The organism is Legionella bononiensis (genome assembly GCF_016786215.1).
Taxonomy (GTDB): Bacteria; Pseudomonadota; Gammaproteobacteria; order Legionellales; family Legionellaceae; genus Legionella; species Legionella bononiensis.
Genome location: NZ_JADOBG010000002.1, coordinates 24,974 through 42,582, shown reverse-complemented (window position 1 = coordinate 42,582; position 17,609 = coordinate 24,974). Strand labels below are relative to the sequence as shown.

Sequence of the window (17,609 nt, the reverse complement as noted above, 5' to 3'; positions counted from 1 at the left end):
TGGTAATGCTTGAAAAAATAATTCGTTTTTCCCTAAAACATCGATGGTTTGTCTTATTATTTACGACAATCATTGCTCTTTATGGTGTGTATAATTTTCAACGTTTGCCTATTGATGCGGTACCTGACATCACCAACGTGCAAGTGCAAATCAATACTCAAGCCTCAGGCTATTCACCCTTTGAGGTGGAGCAACGAATTACTTTCCCTATTGAACTGGCTATGAGCGGGTTGCCTAATCTGGATTACACTCGTTCTTTATCACGTTATGGACTATCGCAAGTCACGGTGGTCTTTAAAGATGGCACGAACATTTATTTTGCGCGTCAATTAATTAATGAGCGCTTGCAGGAGGTAAAAGACAAGCTCCCACCAGGAGTAGAAACCACTTTAGGCCCAATCTCTACAGGGCTTGGTGAGATTTTTATGTACACGGTAACCAATAAAGCCAATGTACCAGCAAGTCAACGTTACAATCCAACGGAACTGCGTACCATTCAAGATTGGATTATCAAGCCGCAACTGCGTAATGTAGAGGGAGTGGCTGAAGTAAACACCATTGGGGGTTATGAAAAACAATTTCACATCACTCCAGATCCCATGAAACTGGTTCGTTATGGGTTAAGCTTAAACAATGTGGTTGAGGCATTAGAACGCAATAATGCCAATGTGGGTGCAGGATATATTGAAACTAATGGCGAGCAGAACTTAATTCGCGTACCAGGGCAGGTGCAAAACATCACTGATATTGAGAACATTGTTATTGCAAGCTTTGAAGGAACACCTATTCGAATTCGTGATATTGCAGAAGTGGCTTTAGGCAAGGAGCTACGAACAGGAGCAGCAACAGAGAACAGTAAAGAAGTCGTTTTAGGCACAGTATTTATGCTTATGGGCGAGAACAGTCGCACAGTGTCTGAACGAGTTGCGGCCCAAATGAAAGTTATTAATAAATCATTGCCGGAAGGCATTGAAGCAGTCACGGTTTATAACCGAACCTTGCTTGTGAACGCTACCATTAATACGGTGAAGAAAAACTTGCTCGAAGGGGCATTGCTTGTTTGTGTTATTTTGTTTTTGTTTTTAGGTAACATTCGCGCAGCACTGATTACCGCGATGGTGATTCCTTTATCCATGCTCTTGACCATTACAGGGATGGTATCTAATAAAATCAGTGCCAATTTGATGAGCTTAGGCGCTCTTGATTTTGGTTTGATTGTCGATGGTGCGGTCATTATTGTTGAAAACTGCATTAAGCATTTGGGTGAACAACAGCATGCCTTGCATCGTGTTTTAAATTTAGAAGAGCGCTTGAAAGTCATAGCTTATGCCACAACAGAGGTGATTCGGCCCAGTATCTTTGGTGTCTTTATTATCACGGTGGTTTATTTACCGATTTTAACGTTAACAGGGGTTGAGGGGAAAATGTTTTTGCCGATGGCGCAAACGGTTATTACCGCGCTGCTCGCCTCCATGCTTTTTGCTCTGACTTTTGTTCCAGCAGCCGTTGCCATTTTTTTAGGTGGGCGTGTACAAGAAAAAGAAAATTGGTTGGTACACTACCTCTCACTTGTTTATGCAAAAGCCTTGCGCCGCTGTTTTCATGCCAGAAGGTTGGTGATAGGAGCTGCGGTTGCTTTGGTGGGGATAAGTCTTTTGCTTGCATTTCGGTTGGGTGGTGAATTTATTCCAAGTCTTGATGAAGGCGATATTGCCATGCACGCGATGCGAATTCCTGGCACTAGTTTAACACAAGCCATTACCATGCAGCATTTAGTAGAGGAGCGAGTAAGCCAGTTTCCAGAAGTCAAACGTGTTTTTGCAAAACTAGGGACTGCGGAAGTGGCTACTGATCCCATGCCGCCCAATGTCGCTGACACGTTTATTATGTTAAAGCCTCGGAAGGATTGGCCGAATCCTAAAAAAAGCAAACAGCAACTAGTACAAGAAATCGAGGCGGCAGTAAAGCAAATTCCGGGGAATAACTATGAATTTACTCAGCCCATTCAGATGCGCTTTAATGAATTAATTTCAGGGGTTCGTAGTGATGTTGCGGTGAAAGTATTTGGCGATGACATGAATACATTGCTGGAAGTAGCTGAAGCCATCAGTGCTCAATTAAAAAAAGTGCCCGGTGCTGCTGATGTAAAAGTAGAGCAAGTCAGTGGTTTACCGCTACTAACCGTTGAAATCAATCGCGATGCTTTGGCACGCTACGGCTTACAAATTGGCACGGTTCAAGATGCCATTGTCATTGCCACAGGCGGCAAAAAAGGTGGCGAGCTCTTTGAGGGAGATAAGCGTTTTGATTTAGTGGTGCGCTTGCCTGAAGAGTTACGTACAAACCCTAATGTACTACGCCAAGTATTTATTCCGTTGCCACAGGCTAAAGATGGCGAACGACATTTTATTCCGTTGAGTGAAGTAGCCAAAATGGTGCGTAGTGAAAGCCCCAATCAAATCAGTCGGGAAAGTGGTAAACGGCGTGTGGTGGTCAGTGCTAACGTTCGCAATCGGGATTTAAGCTCGTTTGTGAATGAAGCCAAGCAACGGATTGACCAGAGTGTCAAAATTCCCAGTGGCTACTGGGTAACCTGGGGTGGTCAGTTTGAGCAGTTGCAATCAGCCTCTCAACGGCTACAAATCGTTGTTCCTATCACACTATTGGGCATTTTCTTATTGTTGTTTATGAGTTTTGGTCGAGTACGAGATGCGCTCTTAGTGTTTAGTGGCATTCCTTTGGCGTTAACTGGTGGGGTATTTGCACTGTGGCTTCGAGGGATTCCCTTGTCCATTTCAGCCGGTGTTGGGTTTATTGCGTTGTCAGGGGTGGCAGTTCTTAATGGCCTGGTCATGATTACCTTTATTAATAAACTGCATGAACAGAAAAAAATGTACTTAAAAGATGCGGTATTACAAGGCTCTCTGGCGAGGCTTCGTCCGGTACTCATGACTGCTTTAGTGGCCTCTTTGGGGTTTGTGCCGATGGCTTTGGCTACGGGCACGGGCTCTGAAGTACAACGTCCCTTGGCAACGGTGGTTATAGGTGGCATTATCTCATCCACTTTCCTAACACTCTTAGTCTTACCCGGTTTGTATTACCTGTTTCATGAGCGGCACAAGAAATCAGTAATTAAAAAATCAGGCGAGGATGAGTGATTCCTTTGATGGAATTGTAACATATTGGTGATTGTCATTTTAAAATAAGTGGAAAGACATCTATAAAAAGCACTATAGCAAAGATAAGTGCGGCAGCAAGAGAAAGATAAAATCCCAAGTGAGTTATAAATTTCATTTTATGGCCGGAACTCCCTTTTGCCAGAATAATTAAAATTATTCCCATAAAAAAAGCAAATCCTAAGATGATCAGAAGACTGTGATTTGAAAGAAGGGTCGTCATTCTTCTTCCTTATACAAAAATAGATTCATTTAATTATAGCTCTTTTGAGCAAAGGACAACGGATAGTGTTTTTGACAACCGCTGTGAATGAGCTACACTTAAAGTTAAATACTTATTTCACTGTTTAATAAACTATGCTAACTCAAGACCAAATCATCACTTTAAGCGATATCTTGCATTTGATGGGTGAGCCTAATCGTTTAAAGCTTCTTATCGAGTGTTTGCATGGTCCAAAATCAGTTTCAGAGCTGGCGGAACAACTGCAACTTTCGGTGCCATTGGCGAGCCATCATTTAAGTCTGTTACGTTCTGCACGCCTTCTTCTAGCAAATAGAGAGGGAAAGCATATTTATTACACTATTTATGATGCGCATGTGCGTTGTATTTTAGAGGACATGCTCAAACACTTTACTGAAGAGACGGAGAATTAACATGAGTTTTCTAAAACGAATGCTTGGAAGTCTTGGCGGCCATCATGGCGGATACCGACGCTCTCATCATGGCCAAATAAGCCAACAGAATAATTACTCAACCAATCCTGAGCCAAGAGGATTGAGTTGCCCGCGCTGTAAGAGCTCTCTAGCTCCTGGATCACGATTTTGTAGTCAATGTGGCAGTGGTCTTGAGAATACTCAATGCAGTTGTGGCGCCACTATTGCTGCAGGGGCAAATTTTTGCGGCCAATGTGGGGGCTCATTATGACAAAGCCTCTAACCTTAACCACTTTTTTTGTTGCAGGCCTTGATTGCCCGGCTGAAGAGCAATTAATCAGGCGGCAATTAAAAGTGATTCCTGAAGTGGCGCAGATGGATTTTAATTTCATTGCTGAGGAAGTGACCGTGCACCATCGTCTTCCAGCTATTGATGTGTTGCAAAAACAAATTGAAGCGTTAGGCATGAGTGTTCGGGTTCAAGGCAGTACCTCCTCTGCAAAAGAAGAGAAGAAGCAAGTTGATTCGTCATGGCCATTGCTTGCTTTGGCAGGTCTTTTAGCGCTTTGCTCTGAGTTAACTGCTTATTTCATTGCCAAAGAGCAATCAATCTGGGTCATTTTGCCTGCGGTGCTTGCCATTATCTTAAGTGGCCCTTCTACTTTTAAGAAGGGTTTAATCGCGCTTCGTACTAAGGCCATGAATATTAATAGCCTGATGTTAATTGCAATCACCGGGGCTATGATTATAGGTGCCTGGCCGGAAGCTGCGATGGTCACCGTTTTATTTGCTCTTGCTGAGCGAATCGAACGTTATTCATTAGATAAAGCCCGCCTTGCCATTCGCAGTCTCATGCAAATTGCACCAGAGGTGGCTCGGATTAAAATGGATAATGGTCAATGGCAGACTTTGCCTGTAGAAGATGTAGCGGTCGGTGCGGTATTTAAAGTAAAACCCGGTGAGCGCATCCCACTGGATGGGGTGTTGATATCGGGACAAAGTACGGTCAATCAAGCCCCGATTACAGGGGAATCCATGCCGGTGAGCAAGCAAGTAGGTGATGACGTGTTTGCCGGAACCTTAAATGAGCACGGTGCCTTTGAAGTTAAAGTCACTAAGGCTTCGGGTGATACGTTGCTTGCTAAAATTGGTAAAGCCATTGAGCAGGCACAAAGTGAGCGGGCACCAACGCAACGCTTTGTCGATGAGTTTGCCAAATACTACACCCCAATTATGGTCTTGATTGCACTGGTTATTGCACTTATTCCCCCGTTGGTGTTTGGTTATCCTTTTTATGATTGGATTTATAAGGCCTTAACGTTATTGGTTATTGCTTGCCCTTGTGCTTTGGTCATCTCTACACCGGTAACGGTAGTCAGCGGATTGGCTTCAGCAGCACAACATGGTCTTCTTATCAAAGGCGGCAGCTATTTAGAACTGGGGCACCAGCTCAAATTAATTGCCCTGGATAAAACAGGCACCTTAACTGAGGGGAAGCCTGTGGTGACTGATTTTATCGTTTACGATAAAATCCAACCAAAAGAATACTTGTTAGTGCTGGCTGCAAGCCTTGATAGTCATTCGGAACATCCAGTGGCTCATGCTTTGGTTGAGTATTGGAAGCAAAGCCAACCTAATGGGTCTTTATTTGAGGTAGAGCAATTTTCAGCACTTCCTGGCCGCGGGGTGCAAGGCATTATTAGTCAAGAACTGTATTACGTTGGAAATCATCAACTGGCAGAAGATAATAAGGTGTGCTCTCTTGCTGTAGAGCAGGAACTTAAGCGTTTGGAAGAGGAAGGAAAAACAACAGTCATTTTGAGTAATTCAGCGGTAGTTTTGGCGGTTTTTGCGGTGGCTGATACTTTGCGCTCTACAAGCAAATGGGCAATTGACACCTTGCATCAACAAGGACTTAAAACAGCGATGTTAACGGGTGATAATGCCTTAACAGCTAAAGCCATTGCCAAAGTGGTGGGGATTGATGAAGTGCAGGCGAATGTCTTGCCTACTGAAAAATTACAAGCAATTAATCACCTTTTGGAACAGTATAAAACGGTAGGAATGGTGGGGGATGGAATCAATGACGCTCCAGCCTTGGCTAAGGCTACGATTAGTTTTGCAATGGGGAAAGGTACTGATACCGCTTTAGAAACGGCAGATGTTGCATTAATGAATGATAATTTAGCCATGCTGCCTTTATACATTGATTTAAGCCGAAAAACGGCGCGTATTCTTCGCCAAAATATTACTTTGTCCCTTGCCATCAAAGGGGTGTTTTTTATTCTGGCCTTGGGAGGATTCGCAACGCTATGGATGGCGGTATTTGCTGATATGGGTGCGAGTCTAATTGTTGTTGCGAATGGTCTGCGCTTACTTAATTCCCATAAAGGGCATTCTGAATATCAGGAAATGAATGGATAATGAGAGTCTTTGCGGGTTTGTCACGAAAGAGGTTGCATGATGAATGATTGGGTTGAAAATGAACAATGCAGCGCTCATCCATTGCGTTTTTTAGTGGTGGAATCCTCATTAGGAATTCGTATTCTCATTCGTATGCATTTATTAGAGTTGAAGCATTTGGTGGATATGGCAGGAGATGATGACTCGGCAAGAGAGTTGGCTTTCATGAGAGTTTATGATTTTATTTTAGTGGATAAAAATTTAAATTGCCATGAGCTGATTGACCAGATACAAAAAAATTCAGTATTAAACAACCATACGCCTATGATCATTTTAACTTCCAACCCTAATCAGGAAAACCTGCACGATAGCGCTACTTATTTTAAAAAACCTATATCCAAGAAGGATGCAGTACAGTTGCTTGATTTTGTAAAGAATATTAAAAAATGAATTTTTTTAAAGGTGGCGTGTAAACGTAAAATTGGAGAAGATAAGATGCATTTATCTTATGTTATTGAGTATATTACGATGTAAGTAGTTTCATGTTATTTTGATTGGCTGTTAAGGAGAAATAATGAATATTAATGGATTTAAAATAATTGTATTGATCGGTTTATTGGGTCTGGGCTTAACTGCCTGCACTCCTAAAACAACACCTGCTCCAGCTCATCCTGAGGTTGGCTATGAGGGAGGATTTGGTGGTGATGGAGGTCATAACCACCAACCTAAGAACGACTAAATAGGAAAACATAATGTTTACTAATGGATGGTTTTTAGGTTCTTTAGGTATTGCAATTATTGTATTGATTGGTCTTATCTTCTGGTTCAGAAAAACTAAGAAAACCATTCATTTTTACACCGCTTTAATTACTTTTCTTATTCTTGCCGCAATTTTCTTACATGGTGTTTCATTTAAATTAAATTAGCTGGTGGTGATGAGGAGCAATAATGAGTAAGGATGTACCTCATGATTAAAAAAATACTCAAAAGAGCAGTTACTTTGGTTCGCTCTTTTGCTCACGGGAGGCTTTTTAATTGTCGATGTCGCTGGTGGCATTATGGGTTAAATTACTCGTAACACTAGTTCCTATTTATTTTACTTCGTTAATTTTTTATATCCGAATACTAGCTCTTACCCAATAAACTTCTTTAAAATCATTTCAAGAGGACAAAATCCTGTAAATCCACTTTGCAAAAGATTAGCTCCTACAAATACCGTAAACCATAAAAAATTAACGTTGATAAATACTGGGCTGGTCGACACGCCTAGAGCGAGTGATATCAAAACAAAGGCACCAGCGACAATTCGAATAATACGTTCAATAGTCATCATCTATTCTCCTAATACTAATTAATGGTTACGCTTCCACCAACTTAAATAGATCAATGGAATTAAAAACAAGGTAAGTACTGTTGAAGCAAATGAACCAAATATCAAAGAAATAGCAAGGCCGCCAAAGACAGGATCGGATAACATCACAGCGGAGCCCAGAATAATAGCAAGTGCTGTTAAGACAATCGGTAGAATTCGCTCCACGCCTGACTCAATAACGGCTTCTACGATAGAGGAACCTCGATGTTGATGTTCTAAAATAAAATCGATGAGTAATAGCGAATTTCGAACAACAATTCCGGCTAAAGCAATTACCCCTATCATGGACGTGGCAGTGAACGGTTGGTTCATTAACCAATGGCCAGGAAAAACGCCAATGACAGTTAGCGGTATAGCCCCCATAATAATTAGGGGAATAAAAAACGACTGGTAAAAAGCTGTTAGTAAAATATAAATCAAGACTATAGCCACAATAAAGGCTGAGCCTAAATCACGAAAAACATCCAACGTCAGGCGCATTTCACCAAGCCAAAAGAGTTGACTTTTAGCAAAGCGATTAGGCTGTGATTCATGAAATCCTAAATTTTCAACCCCCATTGAAAAAGGGGGCTTCTTGAGCATATTTGTTGCAGAAGTGACCGCATAAGCAGGGCTCGTGCCCAACACTTCACCGGTTACATAAACAACGGGTGTTTGATCTTTAGTGAAGATGGGTTTTTCCTCTTTATCTTCATGTAAGGTTGCAATTTTTGCCAGAGGGATTAGTTGTTGTTGCTGATTTTTTAAACACAGCTGATTAAGTACTTGAGCAACTTCACGTGCCTTTTGCGGAAGACGTAAGATGATGTGCTCGGGCTGTCTGGCATTGGGTTCATGTGCATTTCCGATGGAAATACCCTTGAACAAAGCGCTTACCTCCTGCGCTACCGTTTTTGGGGCTAAGCCTGCCAGCATGACTGCATTATGATTGATTTCAATGCGGTATTGATTGGTGTCTTGAGTCACTGAGTTATCAATATTTATCATGCCGTATATTTTGGGATACACTTCAGAGGTTATCTTATTAGCGACAGACCTCAATTCATTGTAATTAGGCCCGTAGAGACCTGCCTCCATTTGTGAGCGAACAGGCGGCCCAGGAGGGCTTTCAAAAAGCTTGATATGGCTTTGGGGATGTTGTTTTTGCAAATGCACAAGTCCCTGGTAAACCTGTGTTGCAATTTGGTGTGAGCCAATAGCTCGATGATGTTTGTTCACCAAATTCACGCGTATTTGCCCGTATTGACTGCCTCTTAATAGATTATCTCCACGCACCAGAGCGGCAAAATCTTCTGGGGCTGATTCTCCTAAGTACAGCTCCAAGTCTGTGACGTAAGGATTTTTTTGGATGGTTGCACTAAGTTCGCGAAGTAACTCGTTTGTTTTCGTTAACGTTGCGTTAGCGCCTGCATCAACGGACACTAAAAAGGTATTCACGTTGTCATCGGGTAGCATTTTAATTTCAACTCCTAACGGGCTTAATGGGCCATTAGGGCCTGCAGGGCGAATAAATTGCCAGGCAGGTTGGAGTAATACCGCGAAGAGCAATAGTACAATAATCAAATAAAAGAGATGTCGTTTTTTCGATGAGTAAAGTAATCCTTTGAATAATACAAGGTACGCTCGCTGCAACCAGGTGCTATGGCTTTGATGATGCTCATTCATTTGTTTTTTAGCTTTAGTTCTTAACCAACGATAAGCAAGATAAGGAACCACGCTATAGGCAATAAAGAGGGATACAATCATTGCCAATGGCGCATTAAAAGGTATAGGCGCCATAAACGGCCCCATCATTCCACCTACAAAATCCATAGGCAGTAGCGCCAGCATCACTGTAAAGGTAGCAATAATCGTTGGCTTACCAATTTCATTGGCTGCATAAATAACTAAACGGGTAAAGTTTTTTTGCACTCCCTTAATAATATGGCGGTGAATGTTTTCAATCACCACAATGCTATCGTCTACTAAGAGGCCTAATGAAAGAATGAGCGCAAACAAAGTAATTCGATTGATAGTCTGGCCTGATAGCCAGCCAATACCAAGTACTAGGCACAAAATTAAGGGAATAGAAAAAACAACCACTGATGCTTCGCGCCATCCTAAAAACACCATCAGCAATACCACGACACTTAGAATCGCAATCCCTAAGTGCTCGACCAAAGTATTCACTGCATCATTAGCTTCATCTCCATAATTGCGAGTGATTGAGACATCTATATTTTTTGGAATGAGCTGACTGTTTTGTAATTGCTCAAGTTTATTCAAAAGTGCTTTTGCTACATCAACACCATTGCTTCCTTTTTGACGTGCAAGAGCAATGGTTACTGCAGGTTCTATATCTGCATTCTTCAATGGGCCGTGTGCTCCATAGGCAAAATAGGACGCAATAGTTTCATCTTGAGGCCCCTTTTCAATAGTCGCAATATCTTTTAATAAAATAGGTTTGGCCCCATCAGTTCCAATAATAATGTTGGCTAAGTCTTGATTGGAAATGAGTGAGCCCTCGATGCGAAGAGATGTTTCACTTAATTCATGCTCTAATGTTCCTGCGTCAAGACTGATGTTATTAACAGAGAAGGCTTGTTGAATGTTGGCAATTGAAATGGCGTGCTCTGCCATGTGCTTTGGGTTCAGCCAGACACGAATAGCCTGAGGTGATGCACCCATTACCCAACTTTTCCCAACTTGGGGTACGGTGCGCAATTCCTCCAAGACTTTATCGGCAAGCGTGCGTAAGTCAACTGGATTTGCGCCTTTAGCATGTAATGTCAGTGTCACTAGTGGAACATCGTACAAACTGATAGAGCGGATTAAAGGCATTAAAGTACCCGGGGGCATTTTATCCATGTTGCTGTTGATTTGGTTATAGACCTTAACCAAGCTCGCCTCTTCATTTTCATTCACTTTAAAGCGAACCGTAACCATAGCACTATCATCAATGGCCATCCCGTAAGTATGCTCAACGCCTGAAATAGAGGCCATCAACCCTTCTAGTGGGCGAACAATTTGATGTAGCATTTCTTGGCTATCACTACCAGGGCGACTCACAGAAATAGTTACTGCTGGAACAATAATTTCAGGATTATAGCTTCGCGGGGTGCGTTCTAGGGCAAGTACGCCAAACAACAGAATACCAACAATCAGTAACAGAGTCAGCTTGGATTGAATAAAGGTTCGCGCCAATTGCCCTGCTTTATTGAGCTTATTTTTGGAATAAAACACATCCTTCACCATAGTCTCCTGGTATACAATCAATTTATGCGCTTTTTATCGCTTTAGAAATTAGTTGATTACTGAGCATCAGCCAATGGGCTTGATGCACTCTTGATTGATGAAGCGCTTGCAGTTCTTGTGCTTTACTCTGCGTTAGTTTCATCTGACTCTCCAATAAAGCACTTAGAGGAACCAACCCACGACCAAATCGCTGCTTTAGTTTTTGAATTACTGCCTCTTCTTTCTCTGCTGTTTGTCGACTTAATTGCAACTCGTAAAGAGTTTGTTGCTCGGCACGCCGTATTTGCTTTAATTGTAATCGCAGCTGATTTCGTTGCTCATCAAGCTCAAATTGAATTTTTTTTGCATTTGCACTTGCTACCTGGACAGCGCCAGCGCGCTCGCCCGCACTAAATAAAGTCCAGTTAGCACCTAGCGCAATCGTATCTGACGGAAGGCCTGAACCTATGGTATTGCCATTCCAATCATGTCTTAATTGCATCGACACTTGGGGCTTATAGAGTGCCAAAGAGGCAGCAATTACCGCTTTTTCTGCTTGAAGACGTGCATGAAGGGTTTTAATTGATGGATTATCATTGATTGCTCGTGTCATCAATAAAAAGTTGAGTTTTGTCTTTGCACTCAAGGTTGTGTGCCGACTTGGTATAAAGGTGCTTTCGGGACTACCAAGCAACGTTCTAAAGCCATCAAGTTCATCTTCTGTTTGAATTCTTGCATTAGATAAACCAAGAAGAGAGCTGTTTAAGTAAGCCTCTGCCATTAATACATCGCTATTTAGGGTAATAGATTGCTTTTTTAGGTCCTTGGTTGTTGACAGAAACACCTTTGCTCGAGCAACCTGTCTTTCAGCGATGCCTACCAGTTCCTTGGCTGTTAAAAAACGCTCATAGGACACATAGACTTCATACGCCAGTTGATTTTGAGCTTGTTGATTGCCACGTTGTGCGGATGCAACTAAAGCACGCGTCTGTGCTTGCTGCGCTTTTATTCTTCCTCCAGTATAAATAGGAACGCTTAGTTTAAACGCAGTATCCAGATTACTATAATATCCTGGGTGGTTTAATGCTTGAGGCTTGGTATATAAGGTATTTAGTCCAGTATATTGATTGGCGCCAAAATCAGCAAAACTGGCATTCCCTTGACTTAGTTTATAACCAAATACCGACATCGGATTATCAGTCCTTGCTCCGCTTACCTCAAGGTCTAATTGTGGCCAACTCATACTTTTTGCTTGCTTTGAGGCCCCGACCGCTGCTTCTATTGAAGCGTTTGCCGCATGGATTTTAGGGTTATTAGCGAGCGCAAGCTGAATCGCTTTAGAATATGAGATGGGTACCGAGCCTGCGCAAAGAGAAGTCGACAGTGCACTTATTACAATAATAAAAGCACTGTGTTTTCTTGGGGTAATACTACTTAATAACATGACAGAAATCCTTAAAACATTAGAGTATTCTAATGAATGGAGCGATTTTTATTCTTTGCAATAAATTAAATAAAGCGTTGATAAAACAGCTTCCACTTCGGGTTTGCTAATAAAATAATAAACTCGAGTCCCTTCTTTTCTTACCGAAAGTACACCTTCGCGCCTCATTTTAGCTAAATGCTGTGAAAGCGCAGATTGAGACAAACCGACAAGGGGTTCTAGTTCGCCAACCGTGCATTCTTGTTTGAGGAGATAGCATAGAATGAGAAGCCTTTTGGAATTGGCTAAAAGTTTAAGTAATTGTTCAGCCTTAGAAGCATTATTTTTCATCACTTCAAGGCTAGTGTTTATTAATGTATTCATAGGGTCATTATATTAGAAAATTCTAATATTTCAATGTCAGGTACAATCTTTTTTTACGAGTAGTTAAAGTCGAGCAACCGGGTCTTGACTTAATCACACTGTGTTTAGGTTACGGCTTCAAATCTGTCTCAAAATAATGGGCATACTTATTTGCGACTTCTATCCTAATTATTTCATGATGTATTTCACGTAATTATAAAATATACGTTATTTTATTGTTATTACTACAGAGGGATACTTAAAGGAGCGAGATTAAAGTGGGGCCAGAATCGATGTTTTTATGAGGAGCCATAGGCCAACTTGATTATCGGTAATTAGACGCCTCTTTGTGTAAAACAAACATTGAAAATGTAACGCATTTGTTATACAATTTAATTATGAAAAGTATTGGAGTGAATATCATGAATAAGGCGGCGACAATTAATGCTCGTATTGAGCCTGCTCTTAAAATACAGGCGGAAGAGATATTACATAAAGTAGGTTTATCTGCTGCTGAGGCTATTCGGCTTTTCTATAGTCAAGTATGTCTTCAAAATGGTCTTCCATTTGATGTAAAAATACCGAACAAAAAGACGCTTGATGCAATTGAAGAGCTTGAGTCAGGTAAGGGCGAACGATTTAAAACAATGAAGGATGTTTGGAATTCTATAGATAATGCTTGAATTAGAACTGGCTACTCAATTTAAGCGTGATCTTAAAAAGATAGTAAAGCAGAGGAAAAATAAAGATCTTTTAGATTCTATTTTAGATCCCAAGCATAAAGATCATAATCTTTCAGGAGATTGGCATGGTTATCGTGAGTGTCATATAACCCCTGATTGGCTTTTAATTTATAAAATCATTAAAGATGATTGTGTGCAGTTGTTAAGATTATCAAGAACAGGATCTCATTCTGATTTGTTTAAGTAAGTATGGCATCATTCTAATGCGTACTTCTAAGAATATTAGTCAAATCTCTTTTAGGTTGAACATGGAACTTTTAGATAAAATTAGCGCTCTGGAAGAAGAAGCCTCCCAATTTGGGTTCAAGTGGCAAAGTGCAGACCAAATCATGAATCAAATTCACAGTGAGTGTGATGAAATCAAGGAGCACTTGAATCATGATAGTTCTAAAGAAAATCAAACTGCTTTGCAAGAAGAGATTGGTGATTTACTCCACGCAGTGTTTTCGCTGTGTATTTTTTGTAAGTTAAGCCCAAGAGTAACACTTGGACAAACGCTGACTAAATTTGAAAGACGATTACGAGCGGTTAAACTGATTGCTGAGGAACGTGAATTGATTAACCTTGAGGGTCTATCCCTTAATGAGTTGATGCATATTTGGGATAGGGCTAAAGAGTTAGTTGGGTAAAGAGCTGTAATCTCATTATTAAAAGTTAAGCTGAATTCTGGGTCTTTTTTGTTGTGCGTGGAATTAAATTCTGTAGTGAGCTAACCAAGGGACGTCCTGTATACATAGAAGTCATAGTTGTGCCTGTGCGCAGCTGTGATTGCCATTGAATTGAGATCATCCTTGATCTCGCTAGTGTTTCAACATCCTGTCAACAATCCAGCTGCGCCAAACAATTACATTGTAGCTTTATATTAATAAAATAAATTGATTTGTTTGCTTATTTTTTTGTAAGATATTTCTCAAATTAAATACTGATATACCTTGGCGTTCGTTTCAATCGACCATGTATGTTTAATGATCTATTTGATCCAATTAACGTACATACACTTCAATCCTGCTTTTTATTTTTTATCTACTTTTATCTAATCTTGATAAGTATATGACAAACAACAATATAATTGGGTAGCCGTTAAAATTACATAAATTAAGACACTTTTTGTTTACTTGGCTTAAGAAAAAAAAATATTGATGATGCTTTTATCCAACCTTACTCCGAACATGCGAAAAGAGATTCGTTAGAAATTTATTCAAAATTAAGCTTAGCTGATGCACAAGATAAATATAATGATGTTATTGGAGACTTCCCAGTCTGATATTTTAAATTTTTGCATCAGGGCGCAAGTTCTGGAGCGCTACGCCAATTAGAGTATTCTCACAAAAGTTTAATTGGGGGTAATGGGATCTATACAAAAACAGCATCGATAGTTTTTATAAGTCCAATAGTTTATACTATTGGACTGTTTGCAATTATTTGAAAATTAAGTATTATTGATATCTAATTTGGCAATTAAACTTTTTGCAACGCCCGTTGCAGAAAGTTTTTGAAATTAAGTTATCGTAGTCGTATAATTTTCGCTCACGACAGGACAGTGAGCAAAAATTTTGTGCTTGGAAGACAAATTGAATTGAAATCGATTAGTCAATCCAACAAAGGAACCAAGTATGTCAAAAGAAATAACTTTTCATCTCGATCATGATTATAAGTCATTTTTAAGTGCGCTTAAAACTCAAATAAAATCCTCACAATTCCGTGCAGCACTGGCCGTAAATCAAGAAGTTATCAACCACTATTGGTACATTGGCAAACAAATAATTGAGAAACAGAAGCAAAAATCTTGGGGAACGGGCTTTATTGAAACATTATCTCGAGATCTACAGAATTTATTTCCTGAAACCCGGGGTTATTCAGTAGCAAACATCCGACGAATGAAACGTCTTGCCGAGGAATATCCTGATTTAAATGAAATTCGCGCACAAGCTGTGCGGGATTTACCTTGGGGACATATTGTTGTTTTAATACAAAGAGTTAATGATGCTATCATGCGTGATTGGTATGTAAGTCAAACCATTGAAAATGGTTGGTCACGCTCAACACTTGAAAAAAATATTAATCAAAATTTATATCAATCTCAAGCTTTATCCTCTAGTAAAGCATCTAATTTTATACACCGATTACCAGCGGCACAATCATCACTTGCGCAAGAAGTACTTAAAAGTCCATATAATTTTGATTTTTTAGGTCTTCATGATGATGCACTTGAGCGCGAAATTGAGCATGCTTCCATTGCACATATTACCAAGTTTTTATTAGAGCTGGGCAAGGGTTTCTCATTTGTTGGTAGTCAATATCCGATGGAAATTGATGGCGAAACTTATTTCCTAGATATGCTCTTTTATCATTTAAAACTTAGGGCATTTATTGTTATAGAATGGAAGGCAGTTCGCTTCAAACCAGAACATGCTGGACAATTAAATTTTTATCTCAACTTGGTTGATCAGTATCTTAAAACGGAACACGATAACCCTAGCATAGGTTTATTGCTTTGCAAATCAAGAAGCAAAGTCATTGCTGAGTATGCTCTAAAAGGCATAGAAAAACCAATAGGCGTTTCTGAATATCAACTTACAAAGGCAATTCCTGAAAACTTAAAATCAAACCTGCCAAGCATTGCAGAACTTGAAGCAGAATTCAGTGAAGATAATATTGATGGTAGTACGCATAAGACCAAATGATCTATTTATTTTAAATTAGAGTGTGACCATGGCAAGTATTCCTATACCACAACCATTAATAGACACTTGCCAACAGCTTAAAGAAAAAAATTGGCAAGCATTTATGCCACCATCTTTTGCGCCATATGACCTAATTTTTTGTCTCGACTTTTTAAAACAATATGATAACAATAATGCCACATTTGAATCATATCGTCGAGAAGTAGAACGATTAATTCAATGGGCCTGGCTAATTGAGAAAAAATCATTACTGGATTTGAAACGGCAAGACATTGAAAATTACATGCAATTTTGTTTCAATCCACCAAAATCATGGATTGGATTTAAAAAAGTAGCACGATTCATTACGCATAACGGCGAACGCATTCCCAACCATGAGTGGCGCCCATTTGTAGCCACTGTAAGTAAAATTGATCATAAAAATGGACTGAGGCCCAATAAGCAAAACTATCAATTATCACAAAAAGCAATTCGTGAAATTTTTACGGTGCTGAGCAGTTTTTATAATTACTTGGCCTTAGAGGAAAAAGTATCCATTAACCCGATTACTTTGATCAAACAAAAAAGCAAGTATATCCAAAAAACTCAACATCAAGCACAAGTGATGCGCTTGAGTGAAAAACAATGGCGAACTTGTCTTGATACAGTTAAAAATATGGCAAATAATGCGCCCGATAGACATGAACGGACATTGTTTATTATTTCTGCGCTTTATTTATTGTACTTACGTATCTCTGAGCTATGTGCCAGTGATCGTTGGACTCCAGAAATGCGACATTTTTATCAAGATAGCCAAGGATGTTGGTGGTTTAAGACGGTAGGAAAAGGTAACAAAATGCGAGATATTGCCGTACCTGATGACATGCTTGCAGCACTCAAGCGATATCGTGTCAGTATGCAGTTAACCCCACTTCCTTCAATGAATGATCAAAGCCCTCTATTACCTAAAGAAAAAGGTAAAGGAGCAATGACTAGTTCAAGACACATTCGTCGCTTGGTTCAAGACTGCTTTGATAACACCATACAAAATTTAAGAAGCACCGGCTTTTCAATAGAGGCTGATAGTTTTGAGTCAGCAACAGTACATTGGTTGCGCCATACAGGTATTTCCGATGATATTAATATGCGTGGGCGGCCTGTTGCGCACGTACGAGATGATGCTGGTCATAGTTCCAGTGCTATTACCGATCGATATAATGATATTGATCTCCTTGAACGACATCAATCTGCCAAATATAAAAGACTAATGTCGAAAGAAGATTAATCAGGAGGTGTACCAAAATAATTCTGTCAGCAATGCTGACAGTTTCGCATTTTACTTTAACAGATTTCCGCAACACCGCTGCGGAAATCTGTTATTAGCTAGTTTACTGCCGGAGATAGTGACAATTATCACAAATATGAGTTGGATTACATATCTGGGGCAAAAGCGAACTGAGATCCAATAGATACCATGCCAGGCTTGAGTTTATCTCATAATTTATGACATTCAGTGAGTGACAAAAAATCCAGGGGAGAATCAATAAAATTAGTGTGACACGCAACCGGTTTGATTATAATTAACACTTATTTGTGTGA

The 17,609-nt window shown here is 40.1% G+C and carries 17 protein-coding genes; 12 read left to right on the top strand and 5 right to left on the bottom strand.

Annotated features, from left to right (window positions below):
* The first annotated feature begins 5 nt into the window (after positions 1-5).
* Positions 6-3,158, top strand: coding sequence for an efflux RND transporter permease subunit (locus IZU94_RS01215; protein ID WP_021582687.1), 3,153 nt, complete (start codon positions 6-8; stop codon positions 3,156-3,158).
* Between the two features lie 34 nt (positions 3,159-3,192).
* Here IZU94_RS01215 and IZU94_RS01210 read toward each other — a convergent pair whose 3' ends face one another.
* The gene (locus tag IZU94_RS01210) at positions 3,193-3,399 is read right to left on the bottom strand and encodes a hypothetical protein (RefSeq protein WP_021460623.1); all 207 of its coding nucleotides are present in this window, start codon (positions 3,397-3,399) and stop codon (positions 3,193-3,195) included.
* A 134-nt stretch (positions 3,400-3,533) separates the two neighbouring features.
* Here IZU94_RS01210 and IZU94_RS01205 point away from each other — a divergent pair, with 134 nt between their 5' ends.
* The 6 genes from IZU94_RS01205 (at position 3,534) to IZU94_RS01180 (ending at position 7,159) form a co-directional block, all read left to right on the top strand.
* Complete coding sequence (locus IZU94_RS01205) at positions 3,534-3,830, top strand: ArsR/SmtB family transcription factor (protein ID WP_021460622.1); 297 nt, start codon at positions 3,534-3,536, stop codon at positions 3,828-3,830.
* A gap of 1 nt (position 3,831) precedes the next feature.
* Positions 3,832-4,101: a zinc ribbon domain-containing protein gene (locus tag IZU94_RS01200; RefSeq protein WP_021460621.1), complete on the top strand. Its 270-nt coding sequence runs from the start codon at positions 3,832-3,834 to the stop codon at positions 4,099-4,101.
* A complete protein-coding gene (locus IZU94_RS01195; RefSeq protein ID WP_021460620.1) occupies positions 4,098-6,254 on the top strand; it encodes a heavy metal translocating P-type ATPase in 2,157 nt (718 codons plus the stop codon). The genes IZU94_RS01200 and IZU94_RS01195 overlap by 4 nt, the downstream gene beginning before the upstream one ends.
* A gap of 36 nt (positions 6,255-6,290) precedes the next feature.
* Positions 6,291-6,683 carry a response regulator gene (locus IZU94_RS01190; RefSeq protein WP_021460619.1) on the top strand — a complete coding sequence of 131 codons (393 nt, stop codon included), beginning with the start codon at positions 6,291-6,293 and terminating at the stop codon, positions 6,681-6,683.
* A 124-nt stretch (positions 6,684-6,807) separates the two neighbouring features.
* Positions 6,808-6,972 carry a hypothetical protein gene (locus IZU94_RS01185; RefSeq protein ID WP_021460618.1) on the top strand — a complete coding sequence of 55 codons (165 nt, stop codon included), beginning with the start codon at positions 6,808-6,810 and terminating at the stop codon, positions 6,970-6,972.
* A gap of 13 nt (positions 6,973-6,985) precedes the next feature.
* Positions 6,986-7,159, top strand: a complete 174-nt coding sequence (locus tag IZU94_RS01180) for a hypothetical protein (RefSeq protein ID WP_021460617.1) — start codon at positions 6,986-6,988, stop codon at positions 7,157-7,159.
* 206 nt (positions 7,160-7,365) lie between these two features.
* Here IZU94_RS01180 and IZU94_RS01175 read toward each other — a convergent pair whose 3' ends face one another.
* Genes IZU94_RS01175 through IZU94_RS01160 form a run of 4 tightly spaced genes read right to left on the bottom strand, consistent with a single transcriptional unit; the run spans position 7,366 to position 12,625 of the window.
* Positions 7,366-7,566 (bottom strand): YgaP family membrane protein, encoded by a 201-nt coding sequence (locus IZU94_RS01175; RefSeq protein WP_021460616.1) that lies wholly within the window; start codon positions 7,564-7,566, stop codon positions 7,366-7,368.
* An 18-nt stretch (positions 7,567-7,584) separates the two neighbouring features.
* Positions 7,585-10,839 carry an efflux RND transporter permease subunit gene (locus IZU94_RS01170; protein WP_058393155.1) on the bottom strand — a complete coding sequence of 1,085 codons (3,255 nt, stop codon included), beginning with the start codon at positions 10,837-10,839 and terminating at the stop codon, positions 7,585-7,587.
* 22 nt (positions 10,840-10,861) lie between these two features.
* Positions 10,862-12,262: a TolC family protein gene (locus IZU94_RS01165; protein WP_021460639.1), complete on the bottom strand. Its 1,401-nt coding sequence runs from the start codon at positions 12,260-12,262 to the stop codon at positions 10,862-10,864.
* Between the two features lie 48 nt (positions 12,263-12,310).
* Positions 12,311-12,625 carry an ArsR/SmtB family transcription factor gene (locus tag IZU94_RS01160; protein WP_021582658.1) on the bottom strand — a complete coding sequence of 105 codons (315 nt, stop codon included), beginning with the start codon at positions 12,623-12,625 and terminating at the stop codon, positions 12,311-12,313.
* Between the two features lie 401 nt (positions 12,626-13,026).
* Between IZU94_RS01160 and IZU94_RS01155 the strand changes: the two genes are divergently transcribed.
* From IZU94_RS01155 to IZU94_RS01135, 5 genes are all read left to right on the top strand, one after another.
* Positions 13,027-13,287: a type II toxin-antitoxin system RelB/DinJ family antitoxin gene (locus IZU94_RS01155; RefSeq protein WP_021460640.1), complete on the top strand. Its 261-nt coding sequence runs from the start codon at positions 13,027-13,029 to the stop codon at positions 13,285-13,287.
* Positions 13,280-13,534, top strand: a complete 255-nt coding sequence (locus IZU94_RS01150; protein ID WP_021460641.1) for a type II toxin-antitoxin system RelE/ParE family toxin — start codon at positions 13,280-13,282, stop codon at positions 13,532-13,534. Before IZU94_RS01155 ends, IZU94_RS01150 begins: the two co-directional genes overlap by 8 nt.
* Before the next feature lie 61 nt (positions 13,535-13,595).
* A complete protein-coding gene (locus tag IZU94_RS01145) occupies positions 13,596-13,976 on the top strand; it encodes a MazG nucleotide pyrophosphohydrolase domain-containing protein (RefSeq protein ID WP_021460642.1) in 381 nt (126 codons plus the stop codon).
* 984 nt (positions 13,977-14,960) lie between these two features.
* The gene (locus IZU94_RS01140) at positions 14,961-16,031 is read left to right on the top strand and encodes a PDDEXK nuclease domain-containing protein (protein WP_021460643.1); all 1,071 of its coding nucleotides are present in this window, start codon (positions 14,961-14,963) and stop codon (positions 16,029-16,031) included.
* Between the two features lie 28 nt (positions 16,032-16,059).
* Complete coding sequence (locus tag IZU94_RS01135) at positions 16,060-17,295, top strand: tyrosine-type recombinase/integrase (RefSeq protein WP_021460644.1); 1,236 nt, start codon at positions 16,060-16,062, stop codon at positions 17,293-17,295.
* Positions 17,296-17,609 lie beyond the last annotated feature (314 nt).